Annotated in this window: 14 protein-coding genes; 7 read left to right on the plus strand and 7 right to left on the minus strand. The window is 64.9% G+C overall.

All coding sequences use genetic code 11. From position 1 onward, the window contains the following. Positions 1 to 78: 78 nt before the first annotated feature. Together AC1DDO_RS04730 and AC1DDO_RS04735 are read right to left on the minus strand one after the other, a co-directional pair. Positions 79 to 1398 (minus strand): flavin monoamine oxidase family protein, encoded by a 1320-nt coding sequence (locus AC1DDO_RS04730; RefSeq protein WP_476971545.1) that lies wholly within the window; start codon positions 1396 to 1398, stop codon positions 79 to 81. Positions 1399 to 1408: 10 nt separating this feature from the next. Continuing rightward, positions 1409 to 1756 (minus strand): cupin domain-containing protein, encoded by a 348-nt coding sequence (locus tag AC1DDO_RS04735; RefSeq protein WP_476868766.1) that lies wholly within the window; start codon positions 1754 to 1756, stop codon positions 1409 to 1411. A gap of 167 nt (positions 1757 to 1923) precedes the next feature. Here AC1DDO_RS04735 and AC1DDO_RS04740 point away from each other — a divergent pair, with 167 nt between their 5' ends. After that, positions 1924 to 2529 (plus strand): TetR/AcrR family transcriptional regulator, encoded by a 606-nt coding sequence (locus AC1DDO_RS04740; protein WP_476971546.1) that lies wholly within the window; start codon positions 1924 to 1926, stop codon positions 2527 to 2529. A 36-nt stretch (positions 2530 to 2565) separates the two neighbouring features. On the opposite strand, the gene AC1DDO_RS04745 is transcribed toward AC1DDO_RS04740, so the two are convergent. Continuing rightward, positions 2566 to 3189, minus strand: coding sequence for a TetR/AcrR family transcriptional regulator (locus AC1DDO_RS04745; RefSeq protein WP_476971547.1), 624 nt, complete (start codon positions 3187 to 3189; stop codon positions 2566 to 2568). Positions 3190 to 3409: 220 nt separating this feature from the next. Between AC1DDO_RS04745 and AC1DDO_RS04750 the strand changes: the two genes are divergently transcribed. From AC1DDO_RS04750 to AC1DDO_RS04775, 6 genes are all read left to right on the plus strand, one after another. Then, entirely contained in the window at positions 3410 to 4864 is a 1455-nt protein-coding gene (locus AC1DDO_RS04750) for an APC family permease (protein ID WP_476971548.1), read from the plus strand. Between the two features lie 56 nt (positions 4865 to 4920). After that, positions 4921 to 5727, plus strand: a complete 807-nt coding sequence (locus tag AC1DDO_RS04755; protein WP_476868770.1) for a MoaF C-terminal domain-containing protein — start codon at positions 4921 to 4923, stop codon at positions 5725 to 5727. A 68-nt stretch (positions 5728 to 5795) separates the two neighbouring features. Continuing rightward, positions 5796 to 7205: an aldehyde dehydrogenase family protein gene (locus AC1DDO_RS04760; RefSeq protein ID WP_476868771.1), complete on the plus strand. Its 1410-nt coding sequence runs from the start codon at positions 5796 to 5798 to the stop codon at positions 7203 to 7205. A 115-nt stretch (positions 7206 to 7320) separates the two neighbouring features. Beyond that, on the plus strand, positions 7321 to 8151 hold the full coding sequence (locus tag AC1DDO_RS04765; RefSeq protein ID WP_476868772.1) for an SDR family NAD(P)-dependent oxidoreductase: 831 nt from the start codon (positions 7321 to 7323) through the stop codon (positions 8149 to 8151). A 52-nt stretch (positions 8152 to 8203) separates the two neighbouring features. Then, a complete protein-coding gene (locus tag AC1DDO_RS04770) occupies positions 8204 to 9730 on the plus strand; it encodes an NAD-dependent succinate-semialdehyde dehydrogenase (RefSeq protein WP_476868773.1) in 1527 nt (508 codons plus the stop codon). A 504-nt stretch (positions 9731 to 10234) separates the two neighbouring features. Continuing rightward, positions 10235 to 10465 (plus strand): hypothetical protein, encoded by a 231-nt coding sequence (locus AC1DDO_RS04775; RefSeq protein WP_476868774.1) that lies wholly within the window; start codon positions 10235 to 10237, stop codon positions 10463 to 10465. A gap of 103 nt (positions 10466 to 10568) precedes the next feature. Here AC1DDO_RS04775 and AC1DDO_RS04780 read toward each other — a convergent pair whose 3' ends face one another. The 4 genes from AC1DDO_RS04780 to AC1DDO_RS04795 all read right to left on the minus strand — a co-directional run bounded on the left by AC1DDO_RS04780 (position 10569) and on the right by AC1DDO_RS04795 (position 17139). Next, a complete protein-coding gene (locus AC1DDO_RS04780) occupies positions 10569 to 12416 on the minus strand; it encodes a hypothetical protein (RefSeq protein ID WP_476868775.1) in 1848 nt (615 codons plus the stop codon). Positions 12417 to 12515: 99 nt separating this feature from the next. After that, positions 12516 to 14387, minus strand: a complete 1872-nt coding sequence (locus AC1DDO_RS04785) for a hypothetical protein (RefSeq protein WP_476868776.1) — start codon at positions 14385 to 14387, stop codon at positions 12516 to 12518. 87 nt (positions 14388 to 14474) lie between these two features. Then, on the minus strand, positions 14475 to 14687 hold the full coding sequence (locus tag AC1DDO_RS04790) for a hypothetical protein (RefSeq protein ID WP_476868777.1): 213 nt from the start codon (positions 14685 to 14687) through the stop codon (positions 14475 to 14477). A 511-nt stretch (positions 14688 to 15198) separates the two neighbouring features. Continuing rightward, the gene (locus tag AC1DDO_RS04795; RefSeq protein WP_476868778.1) at positions 15199 to 17139 is read right to left on the minus strand and encodes a hypothetical protein; all 1941 of its coding nucleotides are present in this window, start codon (positions 17137 to 17139) and stop codon (positions 15199 to 15201) included. Between the last annotated feature and the right edge of the window lie 451 nt (positions 17140 to 17590).

A 17590-nucleotide genomic window follows, 5' to 3' on the forward strand; every position in this document is an offset into this window, starting at 1 on the left:
CAATCAAGAAGTCCATGGTGGCAACCATGGCTGCCATGGAATGCGCCCGCACTCCTGCAGACGGCTCCCCGGACGCGTTCAGGAATGATTGAGGTGCAACAGTGCGGCCGCGTCGCGGGCGGCCTCCATTCCGCTTTCGATCGCTCCGTCAATGAAGCCGCCCCAGCCATTCGCGATATCAGAGCCGGCGAACAGTATGCGCCCGTGGGCCTGCTGCATGATGGCCAGATGCCGGGATAGGAACCCTGTTGCGTGCATCGGCCAGGTCTCACCGGAGAGAGGATCGGCCACCCAGTCATGGCTGGCGACGTCAATAACTTCGGCATCGGGGAGAAGTCGCTGAAGCTGGCGCTGGACAGCGGTGGCATCTTCGACGTCGATCTTCGCAGAGTCCGGGCCGAACCCTACAACGATCGTGTCGCCGTCGACTTCGTATTCGGCCTGGAAGAAATTCAGCGGCCAGTCCGCTCCGCCGAGGGCTACGAAGGGGGTGTGCAGTCCACGGAGCCGGATCCAAACCTTCGCTCCCCTTGACACCTGCCCCCTGGTGATTCCTTCCTGCTTCGCGGGAGGAAGCTCCGGATCAAACGCCACCTGGTGAAGGGCATGAATCGGAACTGTCACAATCGCACTGGCACCGCGGAGTGACCTTCCATCTGTACTGGTGACCGTCACGGTTCCGGCTTCGTCACGGACGTCCCCCACGACAAAGCCGTACTCGACGCAGGCTGACGAGTCGTCAAGAATGGCCTGCGCCAGAGCTGCAGTACCTCCGACGATCTTGTAAGTAGCGCAGGCTTCAAAGCTGACTGCCCAATCGCCGTTGGTCAGGGCCACCCACCTCAGAGCCTGCGTCAGGGCTGCGTGCTCCAGTGGGCCGTTGAAGTTGAGGGCCCAAAATGATTCGAGAATTTCGCGCTGGCCGCCTTCGGGGAATTGAGAGCGGATCCGGTCGAGCACGGAAACGTCGTCGATGTCCTTAAAGTGATCCGATGCCAGCGGGCGGAATGGTTCCGGAAAATATTTGCGGGAGTCTTGGACAAGGCGCTCGTTGGTTGCACCGATAAGGCCGAGTAGCGTGCCGGGGTCTCCCTCATGGCGGGCGCCATCTGCCCACCAAAACGCGCGCTGCGGTTCGGGGCTGGGGGTTGTCCCAAGGCCGTAGCGCTTGAGCTCGGCCCAAACGTAGGGTTGGGTCCAGTGAACCCAGGTGCCGCCGATTTCCAGATCTCTTCCGAGGCGGTGGTCCAGCCAGGTCCGTCCGCCGATCCGATCTCGTGCTTCCACGATGCGGACGGTGGCCCCCTGCCGCGTGAGTTCACGGGCGGCCGTGAGTCCTGCGAATCCCGCGCCGATCACTACGACGTCGACATTCGTGATGTCTGCTGCGTTGTTCACTTGTCAGTTCCTAGGAGTAGACGAAGAATTCGATGGCGGGCTCAAGAACGGTCCACTTTGTTCGGGCGCCCTTGTTCAGGGATGCAGCGCCGCCGGGAGTCAGGTCGTAGATGGTCCCGCCTTCGACTTCGATGATGATGTGACCTTCGATGATGGCGATCGTCTCGTCGGCTTCGATGAGCAGATCGAAGGGTTCTGGCGCCTCTTCCGGGGTTACGTGCCAGTAGCCGCACGCCAGCGCCTCACGGTCCCCCGCGCCAAATCTCCGGATCCACTGGACGGATCCCAGTTCAAAGGGTTCGTTCTTGGTTCGGTCCAAGGATGCGGCGGTGGTGAAGGCAGGGCTGCTGAGGGACATTTCCACTCCATGGGGTAGCGGTGCCAAGCTCTGGTGCTGGCACAAGGTGATGGCTGGATGGCCTGTTGTCGTTAGTGACTCGGATCACGTACCAAGCATCTAAGCAAGTGCTGAGTTTCATGTCAATACCCGCGCGCCAGCGCTCGTGGACTGACTAGACTCGATTCATGACCCAACCAGCTGCGTCGTCAAAATACGGAACAGGGAAGGAGGCGCTGCTCCGTGCCGCCGTGACAGTGGCGGCACAAAAGGGCCTTCGCGGCCTCACCTACAGATCCGTCGCAGAGTGCGCAGGCGTTAACAACACCTTGGTCGCCCACCACTTCGGCTCCCGTGACGCACTGATCGTGGCGGCGATGGAATGGGCGGCCGAACGCTCGATCGGAGCGTCCCAGCTTCGGGAAGCTGCCGCACTCGGACGCTCCTTCACCGATTCGCTTCTGGACCTGCTCCTGGAAGACCCGGAGTTGCAGGTGTTCCAGTACGAGATGATTCTCGAATCTCGCCGCCGCCCCGAACTCGCCGCTGGAGTACTGGCATTTTACGAAAACTACGTAGCGGCCCTGGCTGACGGGTTGACGGCATTTGGCATGAACGGGAACGTCCGGGTAGTGGCCCGCATGCTCTTCGCAGCACTGGATGGGCTAGTCCTCCAGTACCTCGCTGGAGTCGACAGGGCGCTGATCGCAGCCTCGCTGGAGGAGGTCCATGAAGTGCTCATGCGCAGCCGCGATGCCAGCCCGCATGCGGACCCGACTTCCGGCCCAGCCTGACCTATGACCCAGCGGGATGCGAGTTCGGCGCTCCCGTCAGGGATGCTGCAGGCTGAGCGACGGATTAGCGATGTCGTCAGAGTGACCGCTCCTCGAGCTTGGAAGTCCTGACAGAAGCTTGCCCACCTGAATGACAGCAGCCCGGATCTTCGCGGGATGGCCGAGCGTCAGGTACTGGAGCATGAGCCCGTCCAGGGCGGCGAAGATCGCCAGGGCGGCCTCTCCCCCGGTGTCGATGCCTCGTTGGCGGAGGGCCGCCTCGACGGTGCCGACATAGTTCTCGTAGAGGCGTTCCACTATGGCGAGGATTTCCGGCTTACGCCGCGCCTCCAGGAGCATTTCAAATTGGAACAGCTGCAGTTCCGGTTCTGCCGACACCGTGGCCATGAGGGCATCAGCGAACTTTCCATCGAAATCCGCGATGCGCGCCAGTCCTGTTTCGTCGATGGATCGTTGAACGGCCCATTCCATGGTTGCGGTGAGGAGTCCTTCAACAGAGCCGAAATGATGCGTGACCAGCGTGTGGTTCACCCCGGCGCGGGCGGCCACTGAGCGGTACGTCACTCCCCGAAGGCCTTTTTCCGCGACCACGTCAATCACGGCCGACAACAACGCGTCGCGGCCGTCTCCGTACGGCAATCTCCGTGATTCCTGGCTCATAACCCGAGTTTAGCCTCGTCGGCCGGCTTCGTGGGGGCCATTGACAGTCGAAACTATACAGATGTAGAGTTTGGAGTGTGGCCGGAATCACAGCCCGAGCCGCACTCTCCCAAACAGCTTCGGCCATTGCTCGCTACCGCGCACCGTCGCACGAATGCAGAGCCCCCTAATCCCCTTCGCATCGGCCTTTGCGCCATTTGCACTTCCGAAAGAGCAACTCATGGATCAAGAAACAGATCGGACCCCCGCGGTACTCGATACGAAGGACCCCGAGGGCGCCGCAACCGCAGCAAGATTGCGGCCCAACAAGCTCGGTGTTCTGGCAGTGGCGTTCTTTGCCATCGCTGCGGCTGCCCCGATGGCCGCCGTTGTAGGCGCGAGTCCGGTGCTGTTTTCCGCCAGCGGCCCTGGGGCGCCCGTGATTTACACAATTGCTGCCCTGTTGGTGGCTCTCTTCTCCGTTGGATACCTTCGGATGAGCCAGCACATCACCAACGCCGGTGGCTTCGTCGCGTACATAGCGAAGGGACTCGGCACCAAGTGGGCCACCGGTGGCGCGGGGATCGCCATCCTGACCTATCTCAGCCTGCAGGTAGGCCTCTGGTCCCAGTTCGGCGTGTTTGCCCAGCAGCTCGTGGAGCGCATGACCGGACTTGGACTTCCTGTGTACGTGTGGATCGTCATCGTGATGGCTGTGACGACCGGACTGACCATGAAGGGCGTGGACGCGAGCCTGAAAGTGCTGGGCATCCTCATCCTCGGTGAAACGCTCGTTGTCGCGGCCCTGATTGTGTCCCTCATTGCCCAGAAGGGCCTGGGAATCTTCACTTTCGCAGGTTTCACCGCCTCCAACGTGTTCGGGCCGGGCCTGGGTATCTCCCTGCTGTTCGCCTTCGCCTGCTTCACAAGCTTCGAAGCGACAGTCGTCTTCGCCGAAGAGGCGGTAAACCCGCGGCGCACCATTCCCCGCGCGGCCTACCTGGTCATCGCCTTCGTGGGCCTCTTCTACACCCTTTCGACGTGGGCCATCAGTGGCGCCGTCGGCATCGACCGCATCCAGGCAGAGGCCACGGACAATCCCGCAGGCATGATCTTCGACCTGGCCGATGCCAGCGCCGGAGCATGGCTCAGCGTCTCGATGCAGGTCCTGGTCGTCACGAGCTTCATCGCCATGCTGCTGGGTCTGTCCAACATGTTTGCCCGGTACCTCTTCGCACTGGGCCGCGCCGGCGCCCTGCCCGCCAAACTGTCCTCTGTCTCCAAGAGCGGAGCGCCGTCCTTCGCAGGGCTCGCCAATGCCCTCGTCGTGCTGGTCATCATCAGCGCCTTCCTCCTGACCGGAGCCGACCCGATCACGACGGTGTTCGCATGGTTTGTCGCCCTGGGCACGGCCGGCTTCATCAGCATCCTCCTGCTGACCTCAGCCGCGATCATCGTTTTCTTCCAAAGAAGCCGCATCCGGGACAACCTCTGGGTCACCCTCATCGCCCCCTCGCTGTCCTTCTTGGCCTTCATCCTCATCGGATACCTGACCCTGGACAACTACGACGCCCTCCTCGGCGGTGCCGGCGGAATCGCCCGGTGGCTCCTGCTCGGCATCCCGGTCTTCCTCGTAGCAGGACTGATCCGCGGGACGCAGAAACCCTCCATCGACTACGCCGCAGAAATCGTCTGACCCTCCTCACAGAACACCCCGAAATAGCCCCCATGAACAGCAGAAGGAACAACATCATGACCACCGCCGAATTTCAGGACTACATTCCCGAAGACCAGTGGCCCCCCGTCTCGACCATGCTCGACGGCTTCGGGGACCAGACCCTCCCCGCCTCCCCGGCACTATCCGGCACCACGCTCCGACTCCCGGCAGAGGACGGATCTACCGCCAAGTACACATTCAACGACGCCTTTTCCCTCACTTGGACCATCGTCGAAAACGACGGCGAACGGAGCATTCGGACGGCCGCCTACAAGGCCATCGAGGCGCGTCCCGGGATCTTCATCATCGACTTCGTCTGGGGCAAAGGCTTCGACGCCGAGAACGTCACGATCGTCCTGGACCGCAACACCGGGGCCGTCACGACCGCTGTTTCAAGCTTCGTCGTCCGGGATGGCAAGACTCGGAGCACCACCGAATTCAGCTACGCGAACACGTTTGGTTCGACGGCGCAACACCAGCGCTCCTCTGGCCTGGTCGGCAAGCGGATCTTCTACCGCTACAGCGACATCGAAACCTACGAACACATCTACCTGAATCCAGGCACGTTCACCTGGAACTGCATCCGGGGTGGCGAGGCAGGACTTGCCGATACGGACCGTTGCATGACATGGGACGTCGCCGAGGACCTCTTCATTTTCTTCTGGACAGAAAAAGTCATGACCGTTGAGGCCGTGCTGCTGGTCGATCTTCGTGAGCAGCGCTCCATCGGCCGGATGTTCGGCTGGGACGACCCCGCCGCCGAACCGGTGATCCTGCCCTTCAACTCCCGCCTCAGTGTCCTGAACACCACCGAATACCCTCAGGACACCCACAAGCACTAACCCCCGGCGCACCGCCATACTGCAGAGCCGAACGGGACTGCACACTAGCTACTCATTGAGGAGTAACAATGGAAACCTACGACGCCCTTCTGGCCTCGATCACCCCGGTCTCCGGCGAAACCCGGACCATTCTTGACCCCGCCACTGGCACCCCCGTCGGCGAAGCACCCGTACATACCATTGAGGACCTCGAGAGGGCGGTTGCGGCGGCCCAGGCGACGCAGCCGGCCTGGGCCGCGCTCGGGCACGACGCCCGCAGCGCCGCGCTGCTCAAGTCAGCGGACGCCGTCGAACGATCCGCCGAGGAACTCGCCCGGTTGCTCTCCCGGGAGCAGGGCAAGCCGCTCAACGGCCCCAACGCACGGTTCGAAGTCGGCGCCTGCGTCGCCTGGCTCCGTGCCACCGCCGCCACCGCGCTGGACCCGGAAACTGTGGTGGACGACGGCGAAACCTACGCCGAACTGCACTACAAGCCCATCGGCGTCGTGGGGGCGATCGGTCCGTGGAACTGGCCCATGATGATCACCATCTGGCAAATAGCCCCCGCCTTGCGGATGGGCAACGCCGTGGTGGTCAAACCCTCCAAAAACACCCCCCTGAGCGTTCTGGCTCTCATCCACGTAATGAATCAGGAACTCCCGGTAGGTCTGCTGACGGCAATCAGCGGGGACCGAGAGGTGGGTGCCCGCCTGGCCGAACACCCCGCCATCGGCAAGATCATGTTCACCGGCTCTACCGACACGGGCAAGGCCATCATCAGGTCCTCCGCCGACACCGTCAAACGCCTCACCCTGGAGCTCGGCGGCAACGACGCCGGCATCGTCCTGCCCGACGCCGACCCCAAGGCGATCGCCGAAGACCTCTTCTGGGGGGCCTTCATTAACACCGGCCAGACCTGCGCGGCGCTCAAGCGACTCTACGTGCACGAGGACATCTATGACGACGTCTGCGAAGAACTCACCAAGTTCGCCGCCGCCATGCCGATGGGTAACGGCCTGGACGAGAACAACGTCCTCGGGCCGCTGCAGAACAGGGCTCAGTACGAGATCGTCGCCTCCCTGGTCCAGGCGGCCAAGGACTCCGGTGCCCGGATCCTGCTGGGCGGCAACCCGGACCCGGACCAGCCCGGCCACTTCTACCCCGCCACGCTCGTGGCCGACATCGACAACGACAACCCGCTGGTGGCCGAGGAACAGTTCGGCCCCGCCCTGCCGATCATCCGCTACGCCACCGTGGACGAGGCAGTCGCCAAAGCCAACGCGCTCGACTTCGGACTCGGCGCCTCCGTGTGGTCCTCCGACCTCCCCGAAGCCCGCAAGGTGGCGGCCCGGCTCGAAGCCGGAACCGTCTGGATCAACAGGCACGGCGCCGTCGACCCGCGCATCCCCTTCGGCGGAGCCAAACAATCAGGTTACGGGCTGGAATTCGGTGTCGAAGGCCTCAAAGCCCTCGGCGTGCCCCAGGTCATCAACGGCTGAAGAATGCCTGTCCAGACACTGTTCCCGGCCTACAGTCAGCCCGGGAAACAGTGTCTGGTGTCATGAGAGGTTTGTCGGCGGACTTCCGATCCGGCCCCTACAGAAGGACTGAAAATTGAACACTGGTCCCGTAGCCATCGTTACCGGGGGAGGAACAGGCATCGGTGCAGCAACAGCCAAGGCCCTTAGATCCGAAGGATGGGACGTCGTGATTTGCGGCCGCCGGCTCGAAGCTCTCCATGGAGTTGCTGAATCCACGGGCGCGATTCCCTTCGCCGCGGACGCTTCGTCAGATGACGACATCCACCGAATAGTTGCACGCACCCTCGACCGATTTGGATCCATCAATGGCCTTGTGCTGAACGCGGGAATTCTCCGACCCGGCCCCGCCGGGGAGCTGACAGATCGAGACTGGGACGACATGGTCAGGACGAACCTGACCGGACCATTCCGTCTGGTCCGCGCCGCGTTGCCGCACCTCGTGGCGGCGAGAGGCGCCATCGTGGGGGTCGCTTCCGCCGCCGCGCTGAGGGCAACCGGCGGCATCGCCGGGTACAACTCCACAAAGGCGGGTCTTGTCATGCTGATGCAGTCCGTGGCCGTGGACTACGGGCCGTTGGGTGTTCGGGCCAATGCTGTGTGTCCAGGATGGACCCGGACGGAAATGGCAGATCTTGAGATGGATGAATATGGGATCGAACTCGGGCTGGAACGTCAAGATGCTTATGCTGCGGCCACCTCGTTCGTGCCGAGCCGCAGGCCGGCGGAGGCCTCCGAAGTGGGCCGAGTCGTGGCCTGGCTGCTTTCAGACCAAGCGTCGTACATCAATGCCGCAGTGTTGCCCGTCGACGGCGGAATGATTGCCGTTGATCCAGGTTCACTCGGCCTGAACCCCCGTGTCAGCATCGCGAACGCCCAGCGCCCCCAGATCCAGGACAGCCTCTAGCCGCACTTGGAGGCATGCGCCGACTTCATCACGCCTACTGAAAGACATTCCCATGACAGTTTCACCCATGACCTCCGCCGCCATCAGCTCGGCCAGGGAGACGGCGCTGATCGCCAGCGTGCCCACTGGCCTGCTCATCGACGGACTGTGGCGTGACGCGTCCGACGGCGGCACGTTCGACGTCCACGATCCCGCCACCGGCGCGGTGCTCGCCACCCTGGCGTCCGCCACCAGCGAAGACGCACTCGCGGCGCTCGACGCCGCGGACAAGGTGCAGGCTTCCTGGGCCCGGACCGCCCCGCGTGAACGGGCCGAAATCCTGCGCCGCGCCTTTGACCTCGTGACCGAGCGCGCCGCGGACTTCGCGCTGCTGATGACCCTGGAAATGGGCAAACCCCTGGCCGACGCCCGCGGCGAAGTCACCTACGGCGCCGAATTCCTGCGCTGGTTCTCCGAAGAAACCGTCCGCGACTACGGCCGCTACCTCACCACCCCCGAAGGCAAGAACAAAATCCTGGTCCAGCACAAGCCCGTGGGCCCGTGCCTGCTGATCACCCCCTGGAACTTCCCCCTCGCCATGGCCACCCGCAAGGTCGCCCCGGCCATAGCCGCTGGCTGCACCATGGTCCTCAAACCGGCCAAGCTCACCCCCCTGACCGCACAGCTGTTCGCCCAGACCATGCTCGACGCCGGTCTGCCCGCCGGCGTCCTGAACGTCGTGGCCTCCGCCAGCGCCGCCGGAATCTCCGGGCCGCTGCTGGCCGATACCCGACTGCGGAAGGTCTCCTTCACCGGCTCCACCCCGGTGGGCAAGCGCCTCATGACCGATGCCGCCCAGAATGTCCTGCGGACCTCCATGGAGCTCGGCGGCAACGCACCGTTTATCGTGTTCGAGGATGCGGACCTGGACAAGGCCGTCGACGGCGCCATGGCCGCGAAGATGCGGAACATGGGAGAGGCCTGCACCGCGGCCAACCGCTTCCTTGTCCAGGAATCCGTCGCACAGGAGTTCACCCGAAAGTTCGCCGCGGCCATGAGCGCCCTGGCCACAGGCCGAGGCACCGAACCGGAGACCCAGGTGGGCCCGCTCATCGACGCCGGCGCCCGCGACGACGTCCACGCCCTCGTGTCCGCCGCCGTCGACGCCGGCGCCACCGCCCTCACCGGCGGCGCCCCCGCGGACGGTCCCGGCTACTTCTACCCGCCCACCGTGCTCGCCAACGTGCCCAACGACGCCGAAATCCTGCGCCAGGAAATCTTTGGCCCCGTCGCCCCGGTTACCACCTTCGCCACCGAACAGGACGCCATCCGGCTCGCCAACGCCAGCGAATACGGCCTCGCCTCGTACGTCTACAGCCGCGACTTTAACCGACTGCTGCGCGTCGCGGAGCAGATCGAATTCGGCATGGTCGGCTTCAACGCCGGCGTCATCTCCAACGCCGCCGCGCCCTTCGGTGGCGTCAAGCAGTCCGGGCTAGGCCGCGAAGGCGGCTCCGAAGGGATCGCCGAATACACCACCACCCAGTACATCGGCATCGCCGACCCGTGGACCGACCGCACCGAACTCGTGGACCCATGAACACGTCTCAGCGGAAGTATGCACGGAGGGAGCCACACAGGAGCAACGGGAGGACCTCACTCCGGTGTGGACAATGTGCTCACCGCCTTTCGCCTGACAAGGGGGCCCCGACCCCTCCCCCAGGCCGCCGGTAAACAAGGAGTCCGGAGAAACAAATCTTCAAGAAATCCCGGCAGGTCATGTCGTCAGCGGCACCCCGCGGCATGAACAGGTACAAGACCAACCAGGGCCACCAGAACAAGTCAGAAAAGGAGGCCCGAATGAGCCCACATCCCAGCAGGCGGAGGGCCCACCAGCCAGGGACCTGAACCGCCACCCACACAACTTCACAGGCCACCGCGGCAGCCAGGCACCAGCCGCGACAAGCGTCAGAGGGACCCGAGCAGGGTCAATGTACACACGTTCCGAAGCCCGGGACAGCGCGCGCCGCATCACCGCCGGAGCGCCGACCCTGGCCGAGCGGATCTCGGCCCGCGAACCAGAGACAGCCTTCTAGGGAGAACCATGACTGACCAGATGCTTCTCGATACGAAAGCGCGGATCGAAGCCGACCCGCAAGCCCGGTTCGCGGTCTCCCTGGACCGGCTGGCCTACGCCAAGGACAACCACCCCCTCGGCACCGACCTCGTCCGCACCTTCGTGCGCCGGAACCCGCCACACATCCTGGACGGCCAGCTCAAGGACGATGTCGCGCTGCTGCGCCGCGGCATCCGGGCCCTCACCGGCCGGGACTAGGTCCTCGGCGTCCGCTACGGCGAGCCGGCCGTGGCCGTCCGGACGTCGGCGGCGCGGTGTTCGACTGGATCACCGACGCTGAAGCCCGTGCCGTGGTGGCGCATCAGCGGGCGAAGAGGGCCTCGCTGACCGTGGTGGCGCTGGTGTACCCGTGTCGGGTGCCCGTGACCTGCACGGTGATCTTTTTGTCCCGGTCGGCCGTCCGGACTTTGTAGGTCGAGGCGGTGGCTCCGGAGACCGCGACGCCGTTGCGCAGCCAGCGGTACGTGAACTTCGTTTCGCGCGTCCAGGTTCCGGGCTTCGCGGTGAGCACTTTCCCGGCTTTGGCTGTGCCAGTGATCGTCGGTACCCCGGGTTTGATGTTGGCGGGCCCAATTTTCGCCGCGGCCTTAATCGTCTGGGTCTTCAGGGGCTTGCCGTCCAGCGTGAAAGCTACCTTGACGGAAATGTCCGTTCCGAAGTCCGCAGGCGCCAGATGGTACTGCGTGCTGGTGGCGCCCGTGATCGGGACCCCGTCGCGGAACCATTGCCGGGACCAGGTGAGTCCCGGGCGGTAATCGGCCCAGACGCCGAATCCCACGCCGATGAATGCACCTACCCGGAAGTTTCCGCCTATAACGGGCCGGACCTTCTGTGCTGGGTCAGGAACTGTCACGGGGTTCGGAGCGGTGACCTTGACCCGGGCCATGGCGTAGCCGGGGGCTGAGGCGGTCACGAGGACGGTGACCGTGGCCCCGACGTCGTTCGCGTCCGGGCTGTAGGTCGGGCCGGTGCCGGACACTTTTCCGTCCGGTGACAGCCAGTTGTAGGTGACGGTCAGGGTTTCGGATGGCGCGGACCAGGTGCCGGGCGTCACGGACATGGCCCGCCCGGTCAGGGCGTCGCCGGTCAGGACCGGTTTGGCGACGTTCGTCAGCTGTTTCAGCTCGAGGCCTGCGGCCGCCGGTACGGCTACCGCGTTGGAGTGGGCATCGTATTTATCGGTGTCGGTGAACAGCACCAGGGTGTGGCCCTGGTCCTCGGCCGTGATGGTGTAGGTCAGGGGGGTTGCGTCGGGAATCGCGACACCGTCTCGCAGCCACTGGTAGGCGTGCGGGTACCGGTTCGGGCCCAGAATGCTGTCCTGCCAAGGTACATCGTCGGTGCCAGTCAGGATTTCCCCGAGACCGGTTCCGCCGGTAACCACGGCGCCGGGAGTCGCCGGGGAGAATGAGCCGGATCCGGCGTGTCCGATGACGGTGACCGGATCGTAGTCGGCGGCGAAGGCGTTGACCCGGACGCTGAGCGCCCCCGTCGGTCCCCAGCCTGTGCGGTCGAACGTTCGGCCGGTGGCGCCCGGGATGCGCTCGCCGTCGCGCAGCCACTGGTAGTTGAACTGGACGTCCCGGGCAAGACCCCAGTCGATCCATCTGCCCGTGCGGGCAACCATGATGGGGCTCGGCAGGGCCGGGTACGTGGTCGCGGGCTCGACCGTAAAGGTCGTGGCCGGATGGAGTGACTTGATGGGGCCGGAGGCATTCGAAACGGGCGCGCCCTTGAGGGACCACATCGTAGTCGTCGCGTAGCCGGGCGCCGTCGCTGTGGTCGTGACCCGGACGTACTTGCCGGCGTCCGCCCTGGTAAGCGTGTACGTGGCACCCGTAGCGCCGAGGATGGGAACGTCGTTGCGGACCCATTGGTGCGTGAATGTTGCGTCGGCCGGTTCCCAGGCGCCGTCGAAGACGGTGAGCGTGTTGCCGACCAGCAGTGTGCCGGCGGCGACCGGGCGAGGGCCAGTGGCGGCCTCATTGATCAACACCGGGTAGGCGGAGCCGTCAGCTGCGGTGCAGTATTTGACCCAGTCAACCACCGGGCCGCACCCCCCGGTATCGGCCTGCGCAGGAGCGGCCAGCCCGGCAAGCAACAGGGCGAGTGTCCCGACGGCGGCGAGACAGACAGTCTTCTTGTTCAATTCTTCCCCCAGTCTTCGCGCCGGTCCCCCGGCCCCGCAGATGATCGCAATGTCTGGCAGCCCCCTCGCGGACGCTGCCCTCTGAATAGCACCGGCCGGTCAGCGCACGGTGTAGGAGCCGCTCGTCTTGGTGACGGTGGTGTAGCCGAGGCGGGAGCCCGTGACCCGGACCGTGATCCTGGCGCCTTTGTCGGCGGTCCGGACCTTGTAGGTCGGCTCCGTGGCTCCGGAGATCGTGACGCCGTTGCGCAGCCAGCGGTACGTGAAGGCGGTGCCCCAGGTCCAGGTGCCCCGCTTCACGGTCAGGACGTTCCCGGCCGTGACGGTGCCGGCTATCGTCGGCGAGGCCGCAACCAGTGCCGCAGCGGCGACCTTCGCCGGGGTGTTGACCGTCTGGGTTGTCAGGATCTTGCCTTCGATCGTGGAGGTGACTCTGGCGGAGATTTTCTTGCCGAAGTCTGCCCCCACCAGGGTGTAGTCGCTGCCGGTCGCCCCGGCGATCGGGGCGCCGTCGCGCAGCCACTGGCGGGACTCTTTCACCACCCTCATGTCATAGCGGGTCCAGACGCCGGCGTTGACGGTTAGTGTCTCCCTCACGGTCGCTGTGCCGCTGATGGCCGGGGCTTTGGTCTGATCCGGGTCATGCATGCTCAAGGGCTTGGGTGCGATGACTTTAATGCGGGTCGGGGCATAGCCTGGGGCCGAGACCGTCACGAAGACGGAGACGATCTGGTTAAGTTGGAACCTGCCCGGGGCGTAGCTCGGGCCGGCGTCCCACATCCTTCCGTCCGGCAGCATCCAGTCGTAGGTGAACGTCAGTTTCTCGGCCGGTTCGGACCAGGTGCCGGCCGTCACGGTCATCGGCGTGCCGGTCATGAAGGACCCGGTCAGGACGAGCTTGGTGACGTTCCTCAGCGGCTTCAGCTCGACACCTGTGCCCGCGGCAGCCGGCACGGCGACCGCGTTGGAGTAGGAGGTGCCGTAAGACCAACGCCTCGTGCTGTGTGTCTCCACGACCAGTGTGTGCCCCTGGTCCTCGGCAGTGATGCTGCGGGTCATCCCGGTGGCTCCGGGAATGAGGACACCGTCCCGCAGCCAGGTGTAGGTGTGCCCGATCGGTTCACCCGGCCCGGTGAAGCCCTGCCAGGGAATCTCGTCGACGGCGGTGAGGACGTCCCCGAGCCCGGTGTTGCCGGTGACCACCGTGCCCGGGGTGGGGTTGAATTCGGACACGCCTCTCGGGAGCGAGGTCCGCGTGGCCGGTGTGAACCCGGGAGCGTGGCCGGTGATCCTGACGCTGAGCAGCCCCGTCGAACCCCATCCCGTGGTGTCGAACATTTTCGCGGTGGCACCCGGGATGGGCTCACCGTCGCGAAGCCACTGGTACTGGAAGTAGATGACCGGCGCTCCCGAAAACGACCCGGGCATGGCGATCACGAGGCGGCTGGGATCGTCGAGGCTGGTGCCTTCACCGACCAACTGGAACGAGACGCCCGATGCCTGAATGGAGGGAACGGCGGCGCCGGCATTCGTGACGGGGACGGTTTTGGTGGACTGTAGGGTCGTCTTGGCGTAGCCCGAGGCTGTCGCCGTGGTCTTGACCCGGATGCCCTTGCCGAGGTCCGCCTCGGTGAGCAGGTAGGTCGGGCCGGTGGCGCCGAGGACCGGCACGTCGTTGCGCAGCCACTGGTGCGTGAAGGTGGCGTCCGCGGGATCCCAGGTGCCGTCGACAACGGTCACGGTGCTGCCGACCTGGAGGGCTCCGCTGATGCCGGGCCGCGGGCCTGCGGCGGCGGTGTCGACCAGCAGGGCGTAGCCCGCTCCGTTCTCGGCCGTACAGAATTTGACGGAGTCGACGACGGGACCGCAGGGGTCCGCCGTCAATGAGGCGTGAGCCGGCACGGCGAGGCCCGCAAGCGAGAGCGCGGCGAGTGCCCCGGCGATGCCGAGACGGACGGCGAGTGTTTTCAATTGTTCCCCCAAGTCTTCGGGCCGGTCCCCCGGCCCCACAGATGATCGTAATACCTGGCGTGGCTGTTGTCGCCATGTTTCCGCTTGTCAGGGCTCCGGGACGACATCGTAGTAGGTCACCCGCCACAGATCGGCGGCCAGGGCCGCCGGGGTCCAGGAGAGCTGGTGCACGGCACCACGTCCGGTGGCGGCGGTGACCCGCCAGAGGCCGGTGTCGCACAGCACGGCGATGATCCGCTCATCGCGGGCGTTGAAATACTGCAGGACGGTGCCGGGCTCCGCCGGAAGTCGCCACCGCATCCTCGGCCAGCTCGGCTCCGGAATGGCACCACATCCAGGAAGACCCGCCGGCCCTGACAGCGGCCGAACGCGCCAATGCGGCCTACCGGGACCGGCGCGACACGGTTCAGGAAGCCTTGGCCGGCGGCGGGACACGAGCGGCCCAGTTCAAGCGCGGCATGGTCGACGGCGTGCTTACCTCGAGCTCGTGGAGCCGATCAAGCAGCTGAAACGCGACGGCCGGCTCGATGAAGCCCTAGTCCTCTACTACAAAGCCATCGAGGCCGCCGAAAAGGGCCGCGGGGGCCGTGAGCCGGCGCCCCGGTACACCGAGCAGGCCGCCGTCGTCCACCGAAGGCTCTCCCAGAAGGACGAGGAGATCGCCGTGCTGAAGCGGTGGCTGGCCAAATGCCCCAAGGCGCGCCGTGACGGGAGCGGTCGCAGAGTGCCTCGCCAAACTGGAACCCGCTTCCTGACACGTCAGGTAGCCTACTCGCGACAGTCGGCTACTTGTCGGGCACGAGGCCCGTTGTCACACGACCTGGACTGTCGACGCCGAGGTTTTCGACTTGGTGCTGTAGCCGGTCTTGGTGCCGGTGACGGTAACCGTGATGGTCTTGCCTGCCTGGGACGTCGTGAGCTTGTAGGTCGCGGCGGTCGCGCCGGTGATGGCGGCTCCGTTGGCCTTCCACTGATACGTCAGGGTCACCGGCGCAGGTCCCCACGTACCCGCGACGGCAGTCAGGGTGGAGCCCGCCTTCGCCGTGCCCGTGATCGTCGGCACCGGCGCCGGCCCGAGCGAGCCCGCGGCAATCGCTGCCGTGGCCGCGGAGGTCTTCGACTTTGTCGTGTAGCCAGCCTTCGTACCGGTGACTGCGACCGTGAGAGTCCTGCCGAGCTGAGCCGCGGCGACTTTATAAGTGGCGGCTGTCGCGCCCGTGATGGCGATGCCGTTGGCCTTCCACTGATAGGCCAGGGCCACCGGTGCCGGTCCCCAGGTTCCCGGGACAGCCGTCACCGTCGAACCGACTTTCGCCATGCCCGTGATTGTCGGCACCGGAGCCGGTCCGAGCGTGCCCGCAGCGACGGCAGCCGTGGCCGTGGAGGTCTTCGTGTTCATGGTGTAGCCGACCTTCATTCCGGTAACACTGACGGTGAGTGTCTTGCCCATCTGGGCCGCGGCGGGCTTGAAGGTGGCGGCGGTCGCCCCTGTGACGGCGACGCCGTTGGCTATCCACTGATACGCCAAAGTCACCGAGGCCGGTCCCCAGGTGCCCGGGACCGCGGTTAGCGTGGATCCGACTTTCGCCGTGCCCGTGATTGTCGGCACCGGAGTTGGCCCGAGGACCAATGGCTTGAGGAATAGGGCCATGTTGATGCCGGTCAGGTTCTGACCAGTGGCAAGGGTCACCGGGGTTGCCGTCTCTATGGAGGTCGCGTTCTTGTACCACTGCGGAGGGATGGTGCGTGTTCCCTGGAAGAACAGGTTGTAGCTGCCTGCCACCAGTTGGGAGATTTTGTAGGTTCCGTCGGCGCCTACGGGAATGCCCGGGATGCTCGTTATCCGGGTCCCGGTCGGGAACACATACACGTTGGCGCCGGTCAGATCGCCGCCGGGGGGCGCGGTAATTTTCCCGCTGATGGTGGCGCCCGTCTTGACTGTGACGTTGATGCCGGTGAGGTTCCGGCCTTCGGAAATGGTCACGGCGGTGGCCGTCTCAAATGAGCTCGCATTGACGTACCACTGAGGAGCCGCGCTGGTGTCCCCCGGAGTGACCTGCAGTTTGTAGCTTCCGGCGGACAGTTCAGGCACCTTGTACGTCCCGTCGGCGCCCACGTCCGAAAAACCTCCGTAGACGCCAGAGCCGGTCACCGGCGCCACCGCTACATTCAGATGCGTCAGGTCGACGCCGGGCGGAGCATCGATCTTTCCGCTGATGCTGGCAGCCTTTTTGAGGGTGACGTTGATGCCAGTGACGGCCTGGCCGGCGGTGACGGTCACGGCGGTTGCGGTCTCGGAGGAGGTCGAGTTGCTGTACCACTGCCATAGGGCGTTGCTGTCGACCCCGCCGAATTGAAGTTTGTAACGGCCCGCCACCAGGCCGGTAATCTTGTAGGTCCCGTCGGCGCCAACGAAGGAAAACCCCGTCTGCGTGCCGGATGCGGCCATTTGGGAATAGACAATCACTTTGGTCAAGTTGACGCCGGGCGGCGCAGTGACCTTTCCGCTGATGCGGGAATCCTTCTTTAGGGTGACGTTGATGCCGGTGACAGCCTGGGCCGCCGTCACGGTCACCGGGATGGCAGTCTCGAAAGTGGTCGCGTTGCTGTACCACTGCGTCAGTGTGCCGCTGTCGTAGCCAGAAACAGCACCGAAGCTCAGTTTGTAGGAGCCTGCTGGCAGGTAAGACACGGTGTACGTTCCGTCGGCACTAACCACGCCGCTGCCCGCGTAGCCGTTGGAACTGGTCATCGCCATCACGCTCAATGAGGTCATTGTGACGCCGGCGGGAGCGGTGATCCTCCCGCTGATGCTGGCGGTCGACGTGTCAACGACGGCTGCTGCGGGGTGGCCCCCAACGAACAAAAGCGATAAACAGACCAAGACTGAAATGGCCAGCCGCATACGCAGCTTACTGGCAATGCGAAGCATGTTCCCCCCATAGATTCTTCTGCGCCGGACCAGCCCGCTCGCCTACGCCGCGAGTCTAACCACAGATCCACCATATGACGTTGTGTTTTTCCTTAAACGCGCGCCAGATACCGCAACAGGGTCGAGTGTGTCGTGATATGCCGCCTGTGCCCCGACTCAGTAGGCGTCGCCGATCGCCGATGGCCGCCGCACCCCCGGCATGATGTCTCTCGCAAGATCGCTGCGGCCGTGGTTGAATCGGTCCGTCAGCGGCAACGGCCGCTAACGAGGT

The organism is Arthrobacter sp. 10N43 (genome assembly GCF_056394525.1).

What these genes read in the sequence shown, in the direction of transcription:
- AC1DDO_RS04745 (WP_476971547.1), bottom strand. Translation starts at nt 3,189, where the DNA reads ATGAGCCAGGAATCACGGAGATTGCCGTACGGAGACGGCCGCGACGCG.
- AC1DDO_RS04735 (WP_476868766.1), bottom strand. Translation starts at nt 1,756, where the DNA reads ATGTCCCTCAGCAGCCCTGCCTTCACCACCGCCGCATCCTTGGACCGA.
- AC1DDO_RS04740 (WP_476971546.1), top strand. Translation starts at nt 1,924, where the DNA reads ATGACCCAACCAGCTGCGTCGTCAAAATACGGAACAGGGAAGGAGGCG.
- AC1DDO_RS04790 (WP_476868777.1), bottom strand. Translation starts at nt 14,687, where the DNA reads ATGCGGTGGCGACTTCCGGCGGAGCCCGGCACCGTCCTGCAGTATTTC.
- AC1DDO_RS04795 (WP_476868778.1), bottom strand. Translation starts at nt 17,139, where the DNA reads ATGACCAGTTCCAACGGCTACGCGGGCAGCGGCGTGGTTAGTGCCGAC.
- AC1DDO_RS04770 (WP_476868773.1), top strand. Translation starts at nt 8,204, where the DNA reads ATGACAGTTTCACCCATGACCTCCGCCGCCATCAGCTCGGCCAGGGAG.
- AC1DDO_RS04775 (WP_476868774.1), top strand. Translation starts at nt 10,235, where the DNA reads ATGACTGACCAGATGCTTCTCGATACGAAAGCGCGGATCGAAGCCGAC.
- AC1DDO_RS04750 (WP_476971548.1), top strand. Translation starts at nt 3,410, where the DNA reads ATGGATCAAGAAACAGATCGGACCCCCGCGGTACTCGATACGAAGGAC.
- AC1DDO_RS04760 (WP_476868771.1), top strand. Translation starts at nt 5,796, where the DNA reads ATGGAAACCTACGACGCCCTTCTGGCCTCGATCACCCCGGTCTCCGGC.
- AC1DDO_RS04755 (WP_476868770.1), top strand. Translation starts at nt 4,921, where the DNA reads ATGACCACCGCCGAATTTCAGGACTACATTCCCGAAGACCAGTGGCCC.